This is a genomic window from Ensifer sp. Root423 (assembly GCF_001426275.1).
Lineage (GTDB): Bacteria > Pseudomonadota > Alphaproteobacteria > Rhizobiales > Rhizobiaceae > Ensifer > Ensifer adhaerens.
In genome coordinates, this window is record NZ_LMEG01000023.1 from 266,670 (window position 1) to 285,784 (window position 19,115).

Genomic DNA, 19,115 nt, shown 5'->3' on the forward strand with positions numbered 1-19,115 from the left:
GTTTATTGTGGAAGTGGTACACCTTTCACTGTCGATTGCAAATCAAATTTGGTGATCGAGACACCACGGTTGCTGATGCGCCGTTCTTGTCAGATCTCGATCGCGGCGGCTAAGGTTGCGGACACGCCGGAATTGCAAGGATTCGGGCAGCGCCGCTGGGCGGTAAAGGGAAATTGGAATGGGCGCAGTGCGCTACAAGGTCGCTGAAGCGGCGCGACTGGCGGGGGTTTCCGCCTCGACGCTGAGGCTATGGGAGACGCAAGGTCTCGTCGTGCCCGAGCGCTCGCCGACGGGGCATCGGCAGTATACCGAGAACGATCTTGCCCGATTGAAGCGCATCTCCTGGTTCCGGGCCGAGCGTGGTCTCAATCCGGCTGCGATCCGTGAGGCGCTGGACGCCGAAGCAGCTGCGGACGACCAGCCCCCATCGGCGACGAGCGACGGGCCTGAAAACCAGATCGGGCGCAAGCTACGCAGCCTCAGGCACGCCGCCGGCAAGACGCTGGAGCAGGTCGCCGGCGAGATCGGCATCGCCGCCTCGGTGCTCTCGACGCTGGAGCGCACGTCGCAGGGCGTCTCGGTCGCTGTGCTGCACAACATCGCGGAATTCTTCGGAACCACCGTTTCCAGCCTTGCTGGTGAAGAGGAGGCGGATACGCGCGCCGTCGTTCGGGCCGGCGAATGGCGGACATGGCCGCGCACGACCCCCGGCGTCACGGTGCAACTGCTTGCCGATGGCCGCAACCAGATGGATTGCCACCGCTTCGTGCTGGAGCCGGGCGCGTCCAGCGAAGGCGCCTACGGGCACGAGGGCGAGGAGTTCGTCTATGTGCTTTCCGGCCGCGTCGAGTTCATTCTCGACAGCGACCAGTTCTACGATCTCGGTGTCGGCGACTCGCTCTATTTCGAGAGCAAGAGGCGACACGCCTGGACGAACCGGCATGACGGCGAAACCGTGCTGCTCTGGGTCAACACGCCGCCGACGTTCTAATCGTCGGCCGATCACGCGGCATTCCCAATTGAAACGAAATCGGCGCGCGGTGCGAATAGAACCGCGCGCCGATTGGTGTTGTGAGCCTAGGCAAGCCGTCTGCTCCCCGATCCGGTGGCCCGGAGCGGGGAGGGATTGTCGGATCAGCCAGCCGCGTAGCGCTTTGCCATTTCCGGCAGGCGCAGCGTGCGGATCTTCGAGGCCTTGCCAGCGGTGCGGAAGGCTTCGAAGCGCTCCTTGCAGACTTCGGTCATCAGCGCGGTTGCCGGCTTCAGGTAGGTGCGCGGGTCGAAGTTTTCCGGGTTCTCGGCGAAGTTCTTGCGGATCGTGCCGGTCATGGCGAGGCGCAGGTCAGTGTCGATGTTGACCTTGCGAACGCCGAGCGGGATCGCCTTCTGGATTTCCGAGACCGGAACGCCCCAGGTCGGCTTCATCTTGCCGCCATAGGTGTTGAAGAGATCCTGCAGATCCTTCGGCACCGACGACGAGCCGTGCATGACGAGGTGGGTGTTCGGCAGCTTCTTGTTGATCTTGGCGATCGTTTCGATCGACAGGATGTCGCCATCGGGCTCGCGGGTGAACTTGTAGGCGCCGTGGCTGGTGCCGATGGCGACGGCCAGTGCGTCGACGCCGGTCTTGGTGACGAAGTCGAGCGCCTGCTCCGGATCGGTCAGCAGTTCTTCACGCGACAGCTTGCCTTCGAAGCCGTGGCCGTCTTCCTTGTCGCCGGCGCCAGTTTCGAGGTTGCCGAGGCAGCCGAGTTCGCCTTCAACCGAAACGCCGGCCGCATGCGCGATCTTCACGACTTCTGCGGTGACGGCGACATTGTATTCATAGCTGGCAACGGTCTTGCCGTCCTTCTCCAGCGAGCCGTCCATCATGACGGAGGTGAAGCCGTTGGTGATGGCCGAAATGCAGGTCGACGGCTGGTCACCGTGGTCGAGGTGCAAACAGACCGGGATATGCGGGTATTCTTCCGCCGCGCCAAGGATGAGGTGGCGCAGGAACGCGTCACCGGCGTAGGAGCGGGCGCCACGGCTTGCCTGAAGGATGACCGGACTGTCGGTCGCATCGGCGGCGCGCATGACGGCCTGAATGTATTCCAGATTGTTCACATTGAACGCCGGCAGCGCGTAGTCGTTCTCCGCCGCATGGTCGAGCAGTTGCCGCAATGTGATCAATGCCATTCGCTATCTCCCTTTGGATACTCGGTGCAACCTATGCGGCGCACCACAAAAACAATCCGGCCGTTGAACCGCACGAAATGCATCGATGGCAAAGTCGATGGCCGGCTTTTTCGTGCGGCGTGACGGCGCGCGCGAATTGGTCGCGCCCACCGAAGTCAGGCGCACAATAGTTCATCGAAGTGGTTTGACAACCGGGCAAAAGGCAGGTTGCCAGAGGTCGAAACTCGCTTCAATCGATTTTACTGTGGACTGGATGCAACACCTTCAGTCTGAAGTGTTTTCACTTTCTGGTGGTGCCTGAGAGGAGGGGGAGTCAAGGGCAGTGGATGCAACCATTGGGCGCTGATTTTGTCTGTTACACCATCGTGGTGGATGCCCTCTCGGAAACAGTCTGTCGACAGGAGGTGAACGTCCCGCAAGAAGATTGCGGCAACGCCCCTCTTTCTTTGCGCAGATTACGTAAACTGCCGCTAAAATTCACAAACTTTGCATCGCGGATGATTCGAGGCCCAATCCGGCCGACAAAAAGCGCGGACCTAAAACGTTGCAGTAGATTTCGCAAAAATGCCCTGTTCACGTCATATGCCCGTCGCAAAGGCGACGAAAAGAATCGCAAACAAAATACAACCTATGGGATAGGTCGATTCCCCTCCTATAGATAAAGATGCAGACAGCCGCAGAATCCGCCTTGCGTTCGCGAACGATTTGCACTTCTCTCCTGCGATCACAAACCCAAAACAAGGGGAAGGAGAGAAACAAAATGGCATCACTGAAACTCAACCTCCGCGCTGCCGCGCTGATTGGCTCGCTGCTCATCGGAGCAAGCCCGGCACTTGCCGAAGCTGTCCTGCATCGCGGCAACGCAGGTGAGCCGCAGACGCTCGACCAGCACCACACCTCGATCAACATTGAAGCGTTCATCCTCAAGGACCTCTACGAAGGCCTGACGATCTATGACGCCTCTGCCAAGATCGTCCCCGGTGTTGCTGAGACGTGGGAGCTTTCGGACGATGGCACGGTCTACACCTTCAAGCTGCGCGCCGATGCAAAGTGGTCGGACGGTTCGCCGGTAACGGCTGAAGACTTCGTCTTCTCCTTCCGCCGCGTCGAAGATCCGAAGACGGCTGCCGGCTACGCCAACATTCTCTTCCCGATCAAGAACGCCGAAAAGGTAAACAAGGGCGACCTGCCGACCGATCAGCTCGGCATCAAGGCGATCGACGAAAAGACCGTCGAAATCACGCTCGAGCGTCCGACCCCGTTCTTCCTGGAGCTGCTCGCACACCAGACGGCACTTCCGGTCAGCAAGGCCAGCGTCGAAAAGAACGGCGCGGACTTCGTCAAGCCGGGCGTCATGGTATCGAACGGCGCCTTCACGCTGCAGGCCCACGTTCCGAACGACAGCCTGACCGTCGTCAAGAACGCCAACTACTGGGATGCGGCCAACGTCAAGCTCGACAAGGTCATCTTCTACCCGATCGACGACCAGGCTGCTTCGGTTCGTCGTTTCGAAGCCAAGGAAATGGACCTCGTCTACAACTTCTCGGCTGACCAGATCGACCGTCTGCGCACGTCCTATGGCGAGCAGGTCCATGTCTCGCCGTCGCTTGCGACTTATTACTACGCCTTCGACACCCGCCAGGAGCCCTATAGCGACGTTCGCGTCCGCCAGGCTCTCTCCATGGCCGTCGACCGCGACTTCCTCGCCAAGGAAATCTACGCCGGTTCGCAGCTCCCCGCCTATTCGATGGTTCCTCCGGGCATCGAGAGCTACGGTGAGCCGTCCAAGGCCGAGTTCGGCACGCTGTCGCAGCTCGACCGCGAAGACAAGGCCATCGCCCTGATGAAGGAAGCTGGCTACGGCGAAGGTGGCAAGCCGCTCGACATCGAGCTGCGCTACAACACCAACCCGAACCACGAGCGCGTCGCAACGGCTGTCGCCGACATGTGGAAGAACACCTTCGGCGCCAAGGTGTCGCTGGTGAACCTCGACGTGTCCTCGCACTACGCCTACCTGCAGGAAGGCGGCAAGTTCAACGTTGCCCGCGCCGGCTGGCAGGCTGACTACGCGGATGCCGAGAACTTCCTGGCGCTCAGCGTCGGCTCCAACAAGACCTTCAACTACGGCCATTTCGAAAACGCCGAGTTCGACGGCCTGATGAAGAAGTCCTACGACGAGCAGGATCCGGCCGCTCGCTCGAAGCTGATGCATGAAGCCGAAGCGCTGCTGATGAAGGAACAGCCGATCGCTCCGCTTCTGACCCAGGCCGACCTGTGGCTGGTTGCCAGCCGCGTCAAGGGCTGGGCGGACAATGCTCCGAACGAGCACCTCAGCAAGTTCCTGAGCATCGCCGAATAACGAACAGAGACGACGCGCGGTCATAAGGTCGCGCGTCGCCTCCGGAGCACGTCCATGATTTCCTTCATCCTTCGCCGATTGGCGAGTGCGGTGCCGACCTTGTTTATCGTCGTCACCATTTCGTTTTTCTTGATGCGGTTCGCCCCTGGTGGCCCCTTCAACCTCGAGCGTCCTCTTCCGCCACAAACGATGGCGAACCTGATGAAGACGTACCAGCTCGACCAGCCTCTTTGGCGCCAATACACGCACTATCTCAGCAATGCGGTGACCGGCGACTTCGGCCCGAGCTACGTCTACAAGGACAACAACGTCGCTGAACTGATCGGCAAGGGTCTGCCCTATTCGATGGAACTCGGCTTCTACGCGTTGCTTATTGCGCTGATCGGCGGCGTCACCGCCGGAACGATTGCCGCGCTTCGGCAAAACAGCGTCCTCGATTTCACCATCATGTCGTTTTCGACGATAGGGGTCACCGTGCCCAACTTCGTCGTCGGCCCGGTGCTGACACTGGTCTTTGCGATCGTGCTCGCATGGCTGCCGGCCGGTGGTTGGGGGGATGGATCGCTGCGCTTCCTGATCCTGCCGATGATCGCGCTGGCATTGCCGCAGCTTGCAGTTTTTGCGCGGCTCACGCGCGGCTCGATGATCGAGGCGCTGCATACCGACCATATCCGAACAGCCAAGGCCTATGGCCTGCCATCGCGAACGGTCGTCGTTACCCATGCGATGCGTGGTGCGATGCTGCCGGTCGTGTCCTATCTCGCGCCCTGTGCTGCGGCCCTTCTTACCGGCTCGGCCGTCGTTGAGACGATCTTCACCATCCCGGGCGTCGGTCGCTACTTCGTCCTTGGCGCCATCAACCGTGACTACACGCTGGTGATGGGCACAGTTATCCTCGTTGCCATCTTCGTCATCGTTTTCAATCTCCTGGTCGACATTCTCTACGGCCTGCTCGATCCGAGGGTTCGCCATGACTGATATCGCCCAGACCCCGGCGGCGACGCCGGAAACAAAGGGGCGCAGCCTCTTCCAGCTCGCCGCCATGCGTTTCAAGCGCAACCGCGCCGCCATGGCCGGCTGCTTCATGCTGGCGCTTATCGCGCTGTTCTCGTTCCTCGGCCCGTTCTTCGTCCCGCACACCTATGATCAGGTGTTTCCGTCCTACGTCTCGATCAGCCCGAGCCTGGAGCCGCGTCCAGATACGTCGACGCTTCAGGACGTGATGGAAGGCGTCGCCACACGGGCACGCGTCACGCTCAAGGAGTTCAATCTCGAGGGTGAAACCTTCACCGCGACGATTACCTCCGAACAGCCGATCGATTCCCGTGCCACGCGCTACTTCGACCGCGCCAACGAATTCCGTGACACCCAGGTGGTGGCAACGGAAAACGACGGTAAGACGCTGAAGGTGACCGGTCAGGTCGACCGGGAATACTTCCCCTTCGGCACGGATTCCAACGGCCGCGACCTCCTGGTTCGCGTCATGCTCGGCGGCCAGATCTCGATCGCCGTCGGCCTGCTTGCGAGCCTCGTGTCTCTCGGGATCGGCGTCGTCTACGGCGCGACATCGGGCTACATCGGCGGTCGCGTCGACAACGTCATGATGCGTCTGGTTGAGATCATGTATTCTCTGCCCTTCGTGTTTCTGGTCGTCGTTCTCGTCGTGTTCTTCGGGCGCTCGTTCATCCTGATCTTCCTGGTGATCGGGGCAGTGGAATGGCTCGACATGGCCCGTATCGTGCGCGGTCAGACATTGGCGTTGAAACGTCGAGAATTCGTCGGCGCCGCGCAGGCGCTCGGTCTCACGGATTGGCAGATCATCCGCCGGCACATCATCCCCAACACGATTGGCCCGGTCATCGTTTTCGTGACCGTCGTCGTGCCCAAGGTGATCCTGCTCGAGAGCTTCCTCTCCTTCCTCGGCCTCGGCGTTCAGGCGCCGCTGACGAGCTGGGGGGCGCTGATCTCGGAAGGCGCAAACAACATCCAGTCGGCGCCATGGCTTCTGATTTTCCCGGCCATCTTCTTCGTCCTGACGCTGTTCTCGCTGAACTTCGTCGGCGACGGCCTGCGCGACGCGCTCGACCCGAAGGATCGCTGACATGGCAGATACCAAGGAAACCATCCTGGCCGTTCGCGGTCTCAAGGTGAACTTCTCGACGCCTGACGGCACGGTCGAAGCGGTCAAGGGCATCGATCTCGATGTGCGCACCGGCGAAACGCTCGCGGTCGTCGGCGAGTCCGGCTCCGGCAAGAGTCAGACGATGATGGGCATCATGGGTCTGCTTGCCAAGAACGGCACCGTGACCGGCTCGGCAACCTACCGCGGGCAGGAGCTCGTCGGACTGCCGGCTAAGGCCTTGAACCAGGTCCGCGGCGCGAAGGTCACCATGATCTTCCAGGAGCCGATGACCTCGCTCGATCCGCTCTATCCGGTCGGTCGCCAGATCGCCGAGCCGATCGTTCACCACCGCGGCGGCACGTTCAAGCAGGCGCGGGCGCGCGTGCTCGAACTGCTGGAGCTCGTCGGCATTCCGGAACCGGCACGCCGCATCGACAGCTATCCGCACGAGCTATCGGGCGGCCAGCGCCAGCGCGTGATGATCGCGATGGCACTTGCGAACGACCCGGATCTGCTGATTGCGGACGAGCCGACGACGGCGCTCGACGTGACGATCCAGGCGCAGATCCTCGATCTCCTGAAATCGCTGCAGAAGCGATTCGGCATGGCGATCGTGCTGATCACCCACGACCTCGGCATCGTCAAACACTTCGCCGACCGTGTCGCCGTGATGCGTCGCGGCGAAGTGGTTGAAAAGGGCACGACGGCCGACATCTTCGAACGGCCGCAGGCCGACTATACGAAGATGCTGCTTGCCGCCGAACCGAGCGGCCGCAAGGCGTCTCCGCCCGACAGTGCGCCGATCATTCTTGAAGGTCGCGACGTCTGCGTCGACTACCAGATCGGTGGCGGCCTCTTCCGCGGCGGCAAGTCCGTCTTCCGTGCGGTAGACAGCGTCAATCTGCGCCTGAAGGAAGGGCAGACGATCGGTGTCGTCGGCGAGTCCGGTTCGGGCAAGTCGACGCTCGGCCGCGCGCTTCTTCGGCTCCTGCCGAGCAGCGGCCACTACCGCTTCGGCACGACGGATATCTCCGGCTTCGACCGCGGGCAGATGCGGCCGTTGCGGCGCACCCTGCAGCTCGTCTTCCAGGATCCCTACGGCTCGCTTTCGCCACGGCGCACCGTCGGCGAAATCATCACCGAAGGCCTGCACGTGCACGAGCCCGAGCTCACCCGCGCCGACCGCGACCGCCGGGCGTCGGAAGCGTTGAAGGAAGTGGGCCTCGATCCCGCCTCCCGCAACCGCTACCCGCACGAGTTCTCGGGCGGCCAGCGCCAGCGCATCGCCATTGCTCGTGCCATGATCCTGAAGCCCAAGGTCGTCATCCTCGATGAGCCGACGTCGGCGCTCGACCGTTCGGTCCAGGGGCAGGTGATCGAGCTGTTGCGCGACCTGCAGCGCTCACACGGGCTCTCCTACATCTTCATCAGCCACGACCTTTCGGTGGTGAAGGCGATGTCGGACTATGTGATCGTCATGAAGAACGGCAAGATTGTTGAGGAAGGCGAGACCGATGCGATCTTCGAGGCGCCGAAGCAGCCCTATACCAAGACGCTGATCGGCGCTGCCTTCAACGTTTGAGCAGGCACAGGCCTTCAAAATTTGGCGGGGACGCGAGCGATCGCGTCCCCGTTTCCGTTCTCGGGCTCGGAAACGTCAGGTCTCGTTCTCTGCGGAGAAATCGGAAGCGACGAGTTTCTTGTCGAGCCCGAACTTCTGCATCTTTTCGTAGAGCGTCTTCCGCGAGATGCCGAGGGTCTCGTAGACCGGCTTCAGCGCGCCGCCATGGGCGGCGATTGCGCTGGCGATGAGGCCTTTTTCATAGGCCGCCACCTTGTCGGCGAGGCGGTTGCCGTTTTCCGATCGCGCGCTGTCGTCGGGAGCCGCATCGAGCCCGAGCACCAGCCGCTCGGCGGCATTGCGCAACTCGCGCACGTTGCCCGGCCAGTCGCGCTCGGCGATTTCGGCCAGCATCGATTGGGAGATCTCCACCTCATCCCGGCCGTAGCGAGCGGCCGACTCCCTGACCAGTTGCAGAAAGAGCAGCGGAATGTCGGCGCGCCGCTGGGCAAGCGAGGGGACGCGGAGCGTCGCGACGTTGAGGCGATAGAGGAGGTCCGCCCGGAAGCGCCCGGCGGCGACTTCCTTTTCGAGATCGACCTTGCTGGTGGCGATGAAACGGACGTCGAGCGGGACCTGCTCGTTCGATCCGAGCCGGGTGATGACGCGTTCCTGCAGCACCCGCAGAAACTTTGCCTGGAGGTCGAAGGGCATCGAGCCAATCTCGTCGAGCAGGATCGTACCGCCGCGACCATGTTCGAACTTGCCGTAGCGTGGACGGATGGCGCCGGGAAAGGCGCCGGGCTCGTGGCCGAAGAGCTCGCTTTCGATCAGGTTTTCGGGCAGTGCGGCGCAGTTGATGGCGATGAACGGGCTGTTGGCGCGGGTGCTCAGATCATGCAGCGTGCGGGCCAGCACCTCCTTGCCGACGCCGGTATCGCCGATGATCAAGGTATCGGCATCGGCCGCGCCGAGCGCGCGGATGCGGTAGCGCAGATCGACCATGACCTGGCTTCGACCGGGCAGCCGCTGTTCGATGTCGTCGCGTTTGCCGGCAACCGCCTTCAGCCGGCGGTTTTCAAGAACGAGCGCGCGCCAGTCCAGTGCCCGGCGGATCGTGCCGGCGAGCATCTGCGCTGCGAAGGGCTTCTCGACGAAGTCATAGGCGCCTTCGCGCATGGCCCGGACCGCGAGTTGCACATCGCCATGGCCGGTGACGAGGATAACCGGTACCTCCGCATCGATTTCGCGGATGCGCTGCAGGAGGGTCATGCCGTCCATGCCCGGCATGCGGATATCGCTGATCACCACGCCAGGAAAACTGTAGCTGATGAATTCGAGCGCGTGTTCGGCGGCCGAGAAGGCATCGACGCGGAAACCGGCCAGCTCCAGCGCCTGGGCGCTCGAATGGCGCACATCCTCTTCGTCATCGACGAGCAGGATCCGGCTCTCGATCATTCGGCGGCCTCCCGGGCATTGCTGTTGTCGGCAGCGAGTTCGATGCGGAACTCGGCGCCGCCTTCCGCGAGGTTAGTGGCGACAAGGCTTCCGCCGAAATCCTTGATAATGTTATAGGAAATCGAAAGGCCAAGGCCCAGCCCCTTGCCGACGCCCTTTGTGGAAAAGAATGGGTCGAAGATACGTTCGGCAATCGCCGGCGCAATGCCGGGGCCGCGGTCGCTGACGGTCAGCACGACTTTGCCGTCTTCCTGCTTCGCACGCAGGCGGATGGTGCGGTCGTCAAGGCCCTCGACGGCATCGGCGGCATTGGAAATGATGTTGACGAGCACCTGCTGCAGGCGGACCGAGCCGGCCCGGACGACGAGCGGTTCGTTGCCGAGATCGATGTCGATGGTCGCCGCCGCCGCCTTCAGCCGAACCGACACGATCTCCATCGTGTCGCGCACCACTTCCTCGACCGGGACCGGCCCGAGTTTCTCGTTCGGTTTGCGGGCGAAATTGCGCAGGTGCTTGCTGATCGCCGCCATGCGGTCGACAAGCCCGGAGATGCGGCGGATATTGTCCGTCGCCTCGTCGGACCGACCCCGCTCGATCAGCAGTGCGGCGCTGTCAGCATAGGTCTTGGCGGCGGCGAGCGGCTGGTTGAATTCGTGCGAGAGGGCGGCGGACATCTGCCCGAGCCCTGCCAGTTTTCCGGCCTGGATCAGATCGGCCTGCGTCCGTCGCAGTTGCTTCTCCGTCAGCCGCCGTTCGGCGATCTCTTCCTCGATCTGGCCGTTGACGCGGGCAAGGTCAGCGGTGCGTTCGTCTACGCGGCGTTCCAGCTCGGCCTGTGCTTCCGCCTGCATCGACAGGCGCTCGTTGAGCCGCGCGCGCCGCTGGAGAATGATGGCGACGCCGAGACCGGCAAGGCAGAGCAGAAGCAGAGCGGCGATAACAGTCGTCAGCGCCTGTGTTCGCACCGACGCGGTGTCGACCAGCACATTCACCGTCCAGTCGGCGTCGGGCATCCGCTGCGAAAGCATCAGGTATTCGCGGCTCGAGTTTTCGGCCGAGACGGTGAGGAAATGACGGTCGGACGAAACGCGCTCCGACACGGGAAGGGCATGTACGGTCGCATCGGCGTAGCGCCTGGAGGCCTCGGTTCGTGCAAGCCGGTCCGACGTCAGCGGCAGGATCGACGCGTAGCGCCATTCCGGATCGCCGGACATGAAGACGATGCCTTCCGGGTCGGAGACGAAGATCTTGTACTCGCCGCCCTGCCAGGACGCTTCGATGCGCTCGACATCGACCTTGAACACCATGACGCCGCGGATCTCGTTGCCGACCCGGATCGGGGAGCCGAAAAAGTAGCCGCGTTTCAACGACGTGGTTCCGAGTGCATAGAACCGCGATTGCTCGCCGCGAAGCGCTTCCTGGAAATAGGGCCGGTAGCTGAAATTCTGCCCAACGAAGCTCGTCGGCCCGTCATAGTTGCTGGCGGCGATGGTGTTGCCATCCGGCGTGATCACGTAGATGTCGGAGGACTGCAACAGGCCGTTGATGTCCTTGAGGTAGCTGTCGACGGCCTCCCGCAGTCGCCGGTCCCGTGGGCGGGTGACGAGCTCGCGGACATCGTCATGATCCGCGATCAGTGCCGGCAACGCCTGGTAGCGGTTGAGGTGGCCGTCGAGCGCGGTGACGGCGAGGCGCAGCGCCGTGGTCGCCTGAGCACCTGCCTCGCGCAAATAGCTGTCGGTCGTGACCGCATAGCCTTTCCATGCCAGCATGGTTGCAAGCAGCGGCAACAGCAGGAACGCAAGGACCAAGCGATGTTTCACAGATATGCGCGCCCCTCCTCGCGTCGTTGCAGCAAATGCCGCCCGCCGATCTTAAGCATCGGGGCGAGGGCTCACAAGTCGCCGCTGCAACTCGCTTCTGTTGACGAGTTTTAGGCGTCGTCAATGATCTGTTGACAATGCGTTTGGTTGCGGCCGTCTTTCGCCGAGAAGCGGATAGGCGCATCTAAGACCCAACGGAGCGCCCGGTGGCGCCGGAGAGAAAGGATCACGGCAATGCTCAATCAGATCAAGGGTCTGCATCACGTCACCTCGATGGCGGACGATGCGCGCGAGAACAACCTGTTCTTCACCAAGTCGCTCGGCCTGCGCCGTGTCAAGAAGACGGTCAACTTCGACTCGCCGGATGTCTACCACCTCTATTACGGCGACGAAGCCGGCACGCCTGGTACCGTCATGACCTATTTCCCGTTCCCGCAGATGCCGCGTGGCCGCGCCGGTACTGGCGAAGTCGGAACCACCGTCTTCTCCGTGCCCGAAGGTTCGCTCGGTTTCTGGAAAGAGCGGCTGGCGACGCTCGGCGCCACCGGTCTCAAGGATGAAGAAACCTTCGGTGAAAAGCGCCTGAACTTTGCCGGTCCTGATGGTGACGGCTTTGCGCTTGTCGAGGTCAGGGACGATGGGCGCACGCCCTGGACGGAAGGCGGCATTTCCGCTGATCATGCGATCCGCGGGTTCCATTCGGCAGCACTGCGCCTGCGTGACGAAGGTGCGACGGCGGAACTTCTGAAGTTCATGGGCTACGAAGAACTTGACCGCAAGGATGGTGTAACTCGTCTAATCGTGCCCGGCGGCAACGATGCCCGCGTCATCGACCTCGAAACGATGCCGAATATCGGCCGCGCCTCGCAAGGGGCAGGCTCGGTGCACCACATCGCCTTCGCGGTCGATAACCGCGAAAAGCAACTCGAGGTGCGCAAGGCACTGATGGACACGGGCTATCAGGTGACGCCGGTCATCGACCGCGATTACTTCTGGGCGATCTATTTCCGCACGCCGGGCGGCGTCCTGTTCGAGATCGCGACAAACGAGCCTGGCTTCGACCGGGACGAGGACCTCGCCCATCTCGGCGAGGCGCTGAAGCTGCCGCAGCAGCACAAGCACCTGCGCCCGATCCTCGAAAGTCACCTGCAGAAGATCGACTAAGACGCCAAGAAGGCTCGCCGCGGCGGCGAGCCTTCGCTACCCGATCTTGCACAGGTCGGTTCACAGTTTCGTCGAAACCGTGAAGTCAACGCTTTGAAATCAGGCAGGTTCGCACGAGGCTTCGACCCGTCGGAGGCCTGCCCCAGGAGACAAAAATGGTAGATCATGGCTATGTTCACAAGCTGAAGGCCGGAAAGCCCGGCCAGCCGATTTTCTTCGTGTTCCACGGGACCGGCGGTGACGAGAACCAGTTCTTCACTTTCGCATCCGAGTTGCTGCCCGACGCGACGATCGTTTCGCCACGAGGCGACGTTTCGGAATTTGGCGCCGCACGCTTCTTCAAGCGCACCGGCGAGGGTGTCTACGATATGGCCGACCTTGCTCGCGCCACCGAAAAGATGACGGGCTTCGTCAAGGCGCTGGCTACGGAGCATCAGGCTTCTCAGGTGATCGGCCTTGGTTATTCCAACGGCGCAAACATCCTTGCCAACGTGCTGATCGAAGGTGGTGTTTTCGACAAGGCGGTGCTGATGCATCCCTTGATCCCGTTCCGCCCGAAGGACAATGCGGGGCTGAAGGAGCGTAGCGTCCTGATCACCGCCGGCGAGCGTGACCCCATCTGCCCGGCGCCGCTGACCCAGGCGCTCGCGGACTATTTCCAGGGGCAGGGCGCGGCAACCGAGATCGAGTGGCATTCGGGCGGGCACGACATCCGCCAGAATGAAATCGCGGCGATCGCGCGCTTCCTGAAGGATTGATCACTCCAGCCGGCGACGGAAGAGCCAGGAGGCGGCCGAGAGGGTGACGATGGCGATCAGAAACAATGGGATCGTCTGTCGCGCCACCTCGACCGCCGGAATGTCCTTGAGGAACACGCCCTTCACGATCACGAGGAAGTAGCGCAGCGGATTGACATAGGTGATCGGCTGCAGCCAGGAGGGCATGTTCTCGATCGGCGTGGCGAAACCCGAAAGCAGCATCGCCGGCACCATGAACAGGAACGCGCCGAGGATCGCCTGCTGCTGCGTCATCGACAGGGCAGAAATGAACAGGCCGAGGCCGACGACGGAGGCGAGGTAGAACACCGCGCTGCCGTAGAGCAAAAGCAGCGAGCCGCGCAGCGGCACGCCGAAGATGAAGACGGCCGCCAGGATGTAAATGCTGATGTGGAAGAGGCCGATCATTATCGGCGGGATCAGCTTGCCGATCAGGATCTCGTGGGTTCGAAGCGGCGAGACCATCAGTTGATCGAAAGTGCCGATCTCCCGTTCGCGCGCGATCGATAGCGCCGTGACAATAAGACCGATCAACAATGCGATGCTGGCGACGAGGTTCGGAACCATGAACCACTGGTAGGTAAGGTTTGGATTGAACCAGTTGCGGGCAACGACGGTGACCGCCCCCGATGCCACGCGCTTGCCGGCGGGCGTCTCGGCGGCAAGCGCGCCGACGATACGGCCGAGATAACCGGAGACGATCTGCGACGCATTGGAGCGGCGGCCGTCGAGGATGACCTGCACCTCCGCCGGCCGGCCGGCCTCGATATCGCGCGAGAAGGTGGGGCCGATTTCGATCGCCGCAATGACCTGCTGGGTGTCGATCGCCAGGCGTACCTCCTGCTGACTGTCGGTGAAGCGGATGCTTCGGAAGGTTGGCGAGCCGTCGATCCCCTCGATCAGATCCTGGCTCCAGTGGCCGTTGTCGCGGTTCAGCACCAGCACGTCGACATTCGTGACCTCCAGCGTCGCAGCGTAGGAGAACACCAGAAGCTGCAGGATCGGCGGTACGATCAGCACGGTGCGCCCCTTGGGGTCGCTCAGCACCGCCAGCAACTCCTTGACGATCAGGGCCTTCAGTCTCGTCCACCACATGTCAGCCGATCCTCTTGCGGGTACTGCGGGCGGCGAGCGCGAAGAACACGCTGCCGATCAGGAGCATGGCGGCAATGGACTTGCCGAACATCGGCCAGATGTCGCCAGCCAGAAACACCGTCTGCAGGCTCGGGATCAGATAGCGCGCCGGCACGATAAAGGTGATCCACTGGATGACCGTCGGCATCGAATTGATCTCGAAGAGAAATCCCGAAAGCAGAAAGGCCGGAAGAAACGCCGAAATCAGCGCGAGCTGCGAGGCGAGGAATTGGTTCTTGGTCGCCGCCGAAATCAACAGGCCCTGACCGAGCGCCGGCATCAGGAAAGTCGCTGACAGCGCGTAGAGCGCTGCGACCGAACCGCGAAAAGGAACGCCGAAGAGGAAGACGGCAAGGAGGACGCAGAGCGTCATCGAGGTGAGCCCGAGAATAAAATAGGGCAGCAGCTTGCCGGCAAGGAGTTCGGCTGCCGAAACCGGCGTCGCCATCATCGCCTCCATCGTGCCGCGCTCCCATTCACGTGCAACGACGAGCGAGGTGAGCAGCGTCCCGACCAGCGTCATGACGATGGCGATCGAGCCCGGCACCAGGAAGTTCCGGCTGGTCAGCTCCGGGTTGAACCAGAAGCGCTGCTCGGCCGAGATCGCCGGCGGCCGGCCGGCGCTGTCGCTCAACCGCTGGCGCTCCCAATTGGCTACGGTCGCCTGCGCATAGTTCTGGACGAAGTTCGCGGTGTTGGGATCGGAGCCGTCGACGAGCACCTGCAAGGCGGGGTGCCGACCGGCCGAGTAGTCGGCCACGAAGCTCTTGGGGATTACAACGATGCCGCGGACCCGGCCAAGCACTAAGTCTTCCTCGAACTCGCGGCGGTCCCGACCGACCGCCACCGTGAAATAACGCGAGGCCTGAAATCCCGCAGCGAGATCGCGCGTCAGCGGGGCCTCTTCTTCGACGACGAGGCCGATGCGGGTCTGCGTCGTGTCGAGCGAAACACCATAGCCGAAGAGAAACAACAGGATCATCGGCAGCACGAAGGCGATCAGGATGCTGCTCGGGTCGCGAACGATCTGATAGCTTTCCTTGCGCACCAACGCGGCAAAGCGTCTGGCTCTCGTGGCCCGGCCCTCGGTCGTTGCGGCGCGCGCGCTCATGCGGCCTCCTTCTCCTCCGAGCCTTGAACCAGAGCGATGAAGGCATCCTCCATGGTCGGGTCCGGAAGGTCGGGGCTGGCGACCTGCGCCTTCAATTCGTCTGGTGAGCCGAGCGCGATCGACCGGCCGCGATAAATCAGCGAAATGCGGTCGCAATATTCGGCTTCGTCCATGAAGTGGGTGGTGACGAGTACGGTGACGCCCTTTTCGACAAGGCCGTTGATGTGGGTCCAAAATTCGCGCCGGGTGATGGGGTCGACACCGGAGGTCGGTTCGTCGAGAAACAGCGCTTCCGGTTCGTGCAATACGGCGCAGGCGAGTGCCAGACGCTGCTTGAGGCCGAGCGGCAGATCTTTCGCCGACATGTCGAGCAGGCGGGCGAAGCCGAAGATTTCCGTCATCAACTGGATGCGTTCGCGTTTGCGCGCGCCGGCAAGACCGTAGACGCCCGCAAAGAAGCTGAGGTTCTGGCCGACGCTCAAATCGCCGTAGAGCGAGAATTTTTGCGCCATGTAGCCCAGCCGGTTGCGTGCTTCCGCTGCGTCTCGCCGTAGATCGAAACCGGCGACGCGGCCTTCGCCGGCTGTGGGCTTCAACAGCCCGCACAGCATCTTGAAGGTCGTGGATTTGCCGGCGCCGTTCGGGCCTAAGAGCCCGAAGATCTGACCGCGCGGTATGTCGAAGGTGATCGCATCCGCGGCGGTGAAATCGCCGAATCGTTTCGTCAGTCCGCGCGCTTCGATGACCGGGCGTTCGCCGTCGGTCGGGAAGGGGGTCTGGGTTTCCGCGAGCTTGGAGCGGCCACCGGGACCGCCGCCGAGCATGTCGATGAACGCATCCTCGAAACGCGGCGTGGTCGTCGCCACGCCCGATGCGGACGAATGTCCCTCCGGGGTTGGCGGTTTGGTCCCTGGCTTCATGACCAGGCGGATCGCTTCGCCCTGGATGACCCCGTCGACGACATCGTCGTCGTCGAGATAGCTTGCGAGCTTCTGGCGCCGCCCATGGGGAATGCCGGAAACCTTGAAGACGCGATCGGCGACCCTGGCGGTCAATTCGGCGGGACTGCCCGTGAACAGGAGCTTGCCTTCGTTCAAGAGCAGAACGCTGTCGCAGGCCTCCGCCTCGTCCAGATAGGCCGTCGACCAGACGACGCCGATGCCTTCCTTCGTCAGGTTTTCGACCATCTTCCAGAGATCTCGGCGCGAGATCGGGTCGACGCCGACGCCCGGTTCGTCGAGGAGAAGCAGCCTCGGCTTGCGCAGCAGGGCGCAGGCAAGGCCAAGCTTCTGCTTCATGCCGCCGGAGAGCTTGCCGGCAAGGCGGCTAGTGAAACGCTTGAGGTCGGTAAATTCGAGCAGTTCGTCGAAGGTCGCTGTGCGCTCGCCAAGCGGCAGGCCGCGCAGATCGGCGTAGAGATTGAGGTTTTCCTGAACGGAAAGGTCCTCATAGAGGCCGAAGCGTTGCGGCATGTAGCCGATGGCCGCCTGGATATCGGCAGCATTCGCCACCGTATCGAAACCGAGAACCTCGACCTTGCCTTCGTCCGGCACCATCAGCCCGGTCATCAGGCGGATCAGCGTGGTCTTTCCGGCGCCATCCGGGCCGACGAGCCCGGTGATCCGCCCGCCCAAGATTTCGCCAGCGATATGGTCGAGCGCCGGCGGGGCATCGCCGAAGCGCTTGACCACATCCGCGATGCGAACGAACGGCACCTCGTCGCTCATTGCGCGGCTCCAGCCTTTTCCGGCAGATGCACGGTCACGGGCATGCCCTGCCGGAGATCGGGGCCCGGCTTGTCGACCACGATGCGCAGGCGATAAACGAGATCGGTGCGCAGTTCCGGCGTTTCCACCGACTTGGGCGTGAATTCGGCGACCGGTGAAATGAACCCGACCGTCGCCTTGTAGCGGTGGTCCGGGGCGCTGTCGGACGTGACCTCGACGGCCATGCCGGGATGCACCCGGCCAAGGTCCGGTTCCGCCACATAGGCGCGCACCCAGACGGGTTCGTTCAGCGAGACGACGTAGACGGTGTCGGAAGGCGCGACGATGGCACCAGCCTCGCGCACCCGTGACAGGACCGTGCCGGCGCTCGGCGCGAACAATTGGGTATCGGCAAGCGAGGTGCGGGCGCTTTCGAGCTTGGCTTCGGCGGCGAGCACCTGCGCCTGGGCGGCGTCAATATCCTCGATCCGGCTTCCCTCTTCGATGAGCGCCAGGGCCTCGCGGGCGGAGGTGGCGCGCGCTGCGGCTGCCGCCCTGTTGGCGTTCGCCTCGTCGAGATTGGCCTGGGAGATGGTGCCGTTCGGGCGCAATTGCCGGGCGCGTTCATAAGCGAGATTGGCGTTTTCGAGATCGGCCAGACGTTCCTCATGGGTCGCGCGCGCCTGGGCGATCTCGGTCGGGCGTGCCCCCGCCCTCAGCTTTGCAAGGTTGGCCCTGAGCGCACCGAGATCGGCCTGCGCCGCGGCGACCGCCTGCTCGAACGGGGCGGCGTCCAGCGTCGCCAGAACGTCCCCGGGCTTGACCACGTCTCCTTCGTCGACGCCAAGGCTTGCGATTCGGCCGCTGACGCGGAAGCCGAGTGAAACCTGCCGAATGTCGACATTGCCGTAGAGCACCGAGGTCTGCTCCGTGCCGATCCAGCCGAGCCGCTGCGGCACGTCGAACCACCAGGCACTGGCCGCGGCTCCGGCAAGCAATACAAGGGCTACTGCCGGCTTGTTCATGACCGGTCCTCCCGCTTGCTTCCAATGGTCGCGACCAGCTCGGCAGCATGTCGGCGCAAGAGGTCGAGCTCGTCAGGACCGACCGCCTGCCATTTCATCTGCCGAAGCACGGCTGCGTGGGCCATGCGGAAGACCAGGATGCTGCCGACGAAGGACAGGGTTTTCAGCCGGACCTGTTCCGATTGAGGAGGCTCGCCAAGGATGGTGGCAACCAGCCTGGCGGCCATGCCGATCATCGGGCCCATGACGTTGGAATAGACGCGCTCAAAGGCTTCCGTCGGCTCCATCTGTTCGCGGATGATGAAGCGCGCCCAGCTTTCGGACTGGCGGCTCACAAAGAGGGCGACCATGTGCTGCGCCAGCTGGGTGAGCATGTCGCGGGCTTCCTGGGGTTCCAACGGCTGGCCTTGGCTGTCGAGGTGGGCAAGGCGAGCAAGAACCGCGTTTCGAAGGTCTGCGACGTGGTCGATGATGATCGAGGCAAGGTGCTCCGCAGCGGCGATATGGAGGCCTTCCTTGCCGCCAAAGTAATAGGGGATTGCCTGGAGGTTCACGCCTGCCGTTTCGGCGAGCATGCGAGTGGTTGCGCCGTCAAAGCCGTAGCGGCCAAAGACGTCGATGGAACTGGTCAGCAGTTTCTCGCGGGTGACATCTCCGCGGTCCTGCTTGGTCGGACGGGGCGAGGTTTCTTTTTTCAT

Annotated in this window: 15 protein-coding genes; 7 read left to right on the forward strand and 8 right to left on the reverse strand. The window is 62.8% G+C overall.

Annotated elements, in window-relative coordinates; genetic code table 11:
* Window positions 1-178: 178 nt before the first annotated feature.
* Complete coding sequence (locus ASD01_RS20680) at window positions 179-991, forward strand: MerR family transcriptional regulator (RefSeq protein WP_034799613.1); 813 nt, start codon at window positions 179-181, stop codon at window positions 989-991.
* A gap of 143 nt (window positions 992-1,134) precedes the next feature.
* Here the strand turns inward: ASD01_RS20680 and fba are convergent, their stop codons facing one another.
* The gene (gene fba, locus ASD01_RS20685; RefSeq protein WP_034799614.1) at window positions 1,135-2,178 is read right to left on the reverse strand and encodes a class II fructose-bisphosphate aldolase; all 1,044 of its coding nucleotides are present in this window, start codon (window positions 2,176-2,178) and stop codon (window positions 1,135-1,137) included.
* Between the two features lie 760 nt (window positions 2,179-2,938).
* Between fba and ASD01_RS20690 the strand changes: the two genes are divergently transcribed.
* From ASD01_RS20690 to ASD01_RS20705, 4 genes are read left to right on the forward strand one after another with little or no spacing between them, the layout of a single operon-like run.
* Complete coding sequence (locus tag ASD01_RS20690; protein WP_034799615.1) at window positions 2,939-4,537, forward strand: peptide ABC transporter substrate-binding protein; 1,599 nt, start codon at window positions 2,939-2,941, stop codon at window positions 4,535-4,537.
* 54 nt (window positions 4,538-4,591) lie between these two features.
* Complete coding sequence (gene oppB / locus ASD01_RS20695) at window positions 4,592-5,515, forward strand: oligopeptide ABC transporter permease OppB (RefSeq protein ID WP_034799616.1); 924 nt, start codon at window positions 4,592-4,594, stop codon at window positions 5,513-5,515.
* Window positions 5,508-6,638, forward strand: coding sequence for an ABC transporter permease (locus ASD01_RS20700; RefSeq protein WP_034799617.1), 1,131 nt, complete (start codon window positions 5,508-5,510; stop codon window positions 6,636-6,638). Before oppB ends, ASD01_RS20700 begins: the two co-directional genes overlap by 8 nt.
* 1 nt (window position 6,639) lies before the next feature.
* On the forward strand, window positions 6,640-8,241 hold the full coding sequence (locus tag ASD01_RS20705; RefSeq protein WP_060530325.1) for an ABC transporter ATP-binding protein: 1,602 nt from the start codon (window positions 6,640-6,642) through the stop codon (window positions 8,239-8,241).
* A gap of 75 nt (window positions 8,242-8,316) precedes the next feature.
* On the opposite strand, the gene ASD01_RS20710 is transcribed toward ASD01_RS20705, so the two are convergent.
* Together ASD01_RS20710 and ASD01_RS20715 are read right to left on the reverse strand one after the other, a co-directional pair.
* Entirely contained in the window at window positions 8,317-9,678 is a 1,362-nt protein-coding gene (locus ASD01_RS20710; protein WP_034799619.1) for a sigma-54-dependent transcriptional regulator, read from the reverse strand.
* Complete coding sequence (locus ASD01_RS20715; RefSeq protein WP_034799620.1) at window positions 9,675-11,501, reverse strand: sensor histidine kinase; 1,827 nt, start codon at window positions 11,499-11,501, stop codon at window positions 9,675-9,677. The genes ASD01_RS20710 and ASD01_RS20715 overlap by 4 nt, the downstream gene beginning before the upstream one ends.
* 234 nt (window positions 11,502-11,735) lie before the next feature.
* On the opposite strand from ASD01_RS20715, the gene ASD01_RS20720 reads away from it, so the two are divergent.
* Both ASD01_RS20720 and ASD01_RS20725 read left to right on the forward strand, forming a co-directional pair.
* Window positions 11,736-12,665: a VOC family protein gene (locus tag ASD01_RS20720; RefSeq protein WP_034799621.1), complete on the forward strand. Its 930-nt coding sequence runs from the start codon at window positions 11,736-11,738 to the stop codon at window positions 12,663-12,665.
* 155 nt (window positions 12,666-12,820) lie between these two features.
* Window positions 12,821-13,423: an alpha/beta hydrolase gene (locus ASD01_RS20725; RefSeq protein ID WP_034799622.1), complete on the forward strand. Its 603-nt coding sequence runs from the start codon at window positions 12,821-12,823 to the stop codon at window positions 13,421-13,423.
* Here ASD01_RS20725 and ASD01_RS20730 read toward each other — a convergent pair whose 3' ends face one another.
* From ASD01_RS20730 to ASD01_RS20750, 5 genes are read right to left on the reverse strand one after another with little or no spacing between them, the layout of a single operon-like run.
* Window positions 13,424-14,536, reverse strand: a complete 1,113-nt coding sequence (locus tag ASD01_RS20730) for an ABC transporter permease (protein ID WP_060644347.1) — start codon at window positions 14,534-14,536, stop codon at window positions 13,424-13,426.
* 1 nt (window position 14,537) lies between these two features.
* Window positions 14,538-15,686, reverse strand: a complete 1,149-nt coding sequence (locus ASD01_RS20735; RefSeq protein WP_034799624.1) for an ABC transporter permease — start codon at window positions 15,684-15,686, stop codon at window positions 14,538-14,540.
* Entirely contained in the window at window positions 15,683-17,413 is a 1,731-nt protein-coding gene (locus ASD01_RS20740; RefSeq protein ID WP_034799625.1) for an ATP-binding cassette domain-containing protein, read from the reverse strand. Before ASD01_RS20740 ends, ASD01_RS20735 begins: the two co-directional genes overlap by 4 nt.
* Window positions 17,410-18,417 carry a secretion protein HlyD gene (gene hlyD / locus ASD01_RS20745; RefSeq protein ID WP_034799626.1) on the reverse strand — a complete coding sequence of 336 codons (1,008 nt, stop codon included), beginning with the start codon at window positions 18,415-18,417 and terminating at the stop codon, window positions 17,410-17,412. Before hlyD ends, ASD01_RS20740 begins: the two co-directional genes overlap by 4 nt.
* Window positions 18,414-19,115 carry a CerR family C-terminal domain-containing protein gene (locus ASD01_RS20750; protein ID WP_060530327.1) on the reverse strand — a complete coding sequence of 234 codons (702 nt, stop codon included), beginning with the start codon at window positions 19,113-19,115 and terminating at the stop codon, window positions 18,414-18,416. The genes hlyD and ASD01_RS20750 overlap by 4 nt, the downstream gene beginning before the upstream one ends.

Coding starts and splice junctions, on each gene's coding strand:
- ASD01_RS20700 (WP_034799617.1), top strand. CDS start 5,508: ATGACTGATATCGCCCAGACCCCGGCGGCGACGCCGGAAACAAAGGGG.
- ASD01_RS20690 (WP_034799615.1), top strand. CDS start 2,939: ATGGCATCACTGAAACTCAACCTCCGCGCTGCCGCGCTGATTGGCTCG.
- ASD01_RS20730 (WP_060644347.1), bottom strand. CDS start 14,536: ATGTGGTGGACGAGACTGAAGGCCCTGATCGTCAAGGAGTTGCTGGCG.
- ASD01_RS20705 (WP_060530325.1), top strand. CDS start 6,640: ATGGCAGATACCAAGGAAACCATCCTGGCCGTTCGCGGTCTCAAGGTG.
- hlyD (WP_034799626.1), bottom strand. CDS start 18,417: ATGAACAAGCCGGCAGTAGCCCTTGTATTGCTTGCCGGAGCCGCGGCC.
- ASD01_RS20725 (WP_034799622.1), top strand. CDS start 12,821: ATGGTAGATCATGGCTATGTTCACAAGCTGAAGGCCGGAAAGCCCGGC.
- ASD01_RS20750 (WP_060530327.1), bottom strand. CDS start 19,115: ATGAAAAAAGAAACCTCGCCCCGTCCGACCAAGCAGGACCGCGGAGAT.
- ASD01_RS20710 (WP_034799619.1), bottom strand. CDS start 9,678: ATGATCGAGAGCCGGATCCTGCTCGTCGATGACGAAGAGGATGTGCGC.
- fba (WP_034799614.1), bottom strand. CDS start 2,178: ATGGCATTGATCACATTGCGGCAACTGCTCGACCATGCGGCGGAGAAC.
- ASD01_RS20680 (WP_034799613.1), top strand. CDS start 179: ATGGGCGCAGTGCGCTACAAGGTCGCTGAAGCGGCGCGACTGGCGGGG.
- ASD01_RS20740 (WP_034799625.1), bottom strand. CDS start 17,413: ATGAGCGACGAGGTGCCGTTCGTTCGCATCGCGGATGTGGTCAAGCGC.
- ASD01_RS20720 (WP_034799621.1), top strand. CDS start 11,736: ATGCTCAATCAGATCAAGGGTCTGCATCACGTCACCTCGATGGCGGAC.
- oppB (WP_034799616.1), top strand. CDS start 4,592: ATGATTTCCTTCATCCTTCGCCGATTGGCGAGTGCGGTGCCGACCTTG.
- ASD01_RS20735 (WP_034799624.1), bottom strand. CDS start 15,686: ATGAGCGCGCGCGCCGCAACGACCGAGGGCCGGGCCACGAGAGCCAGA.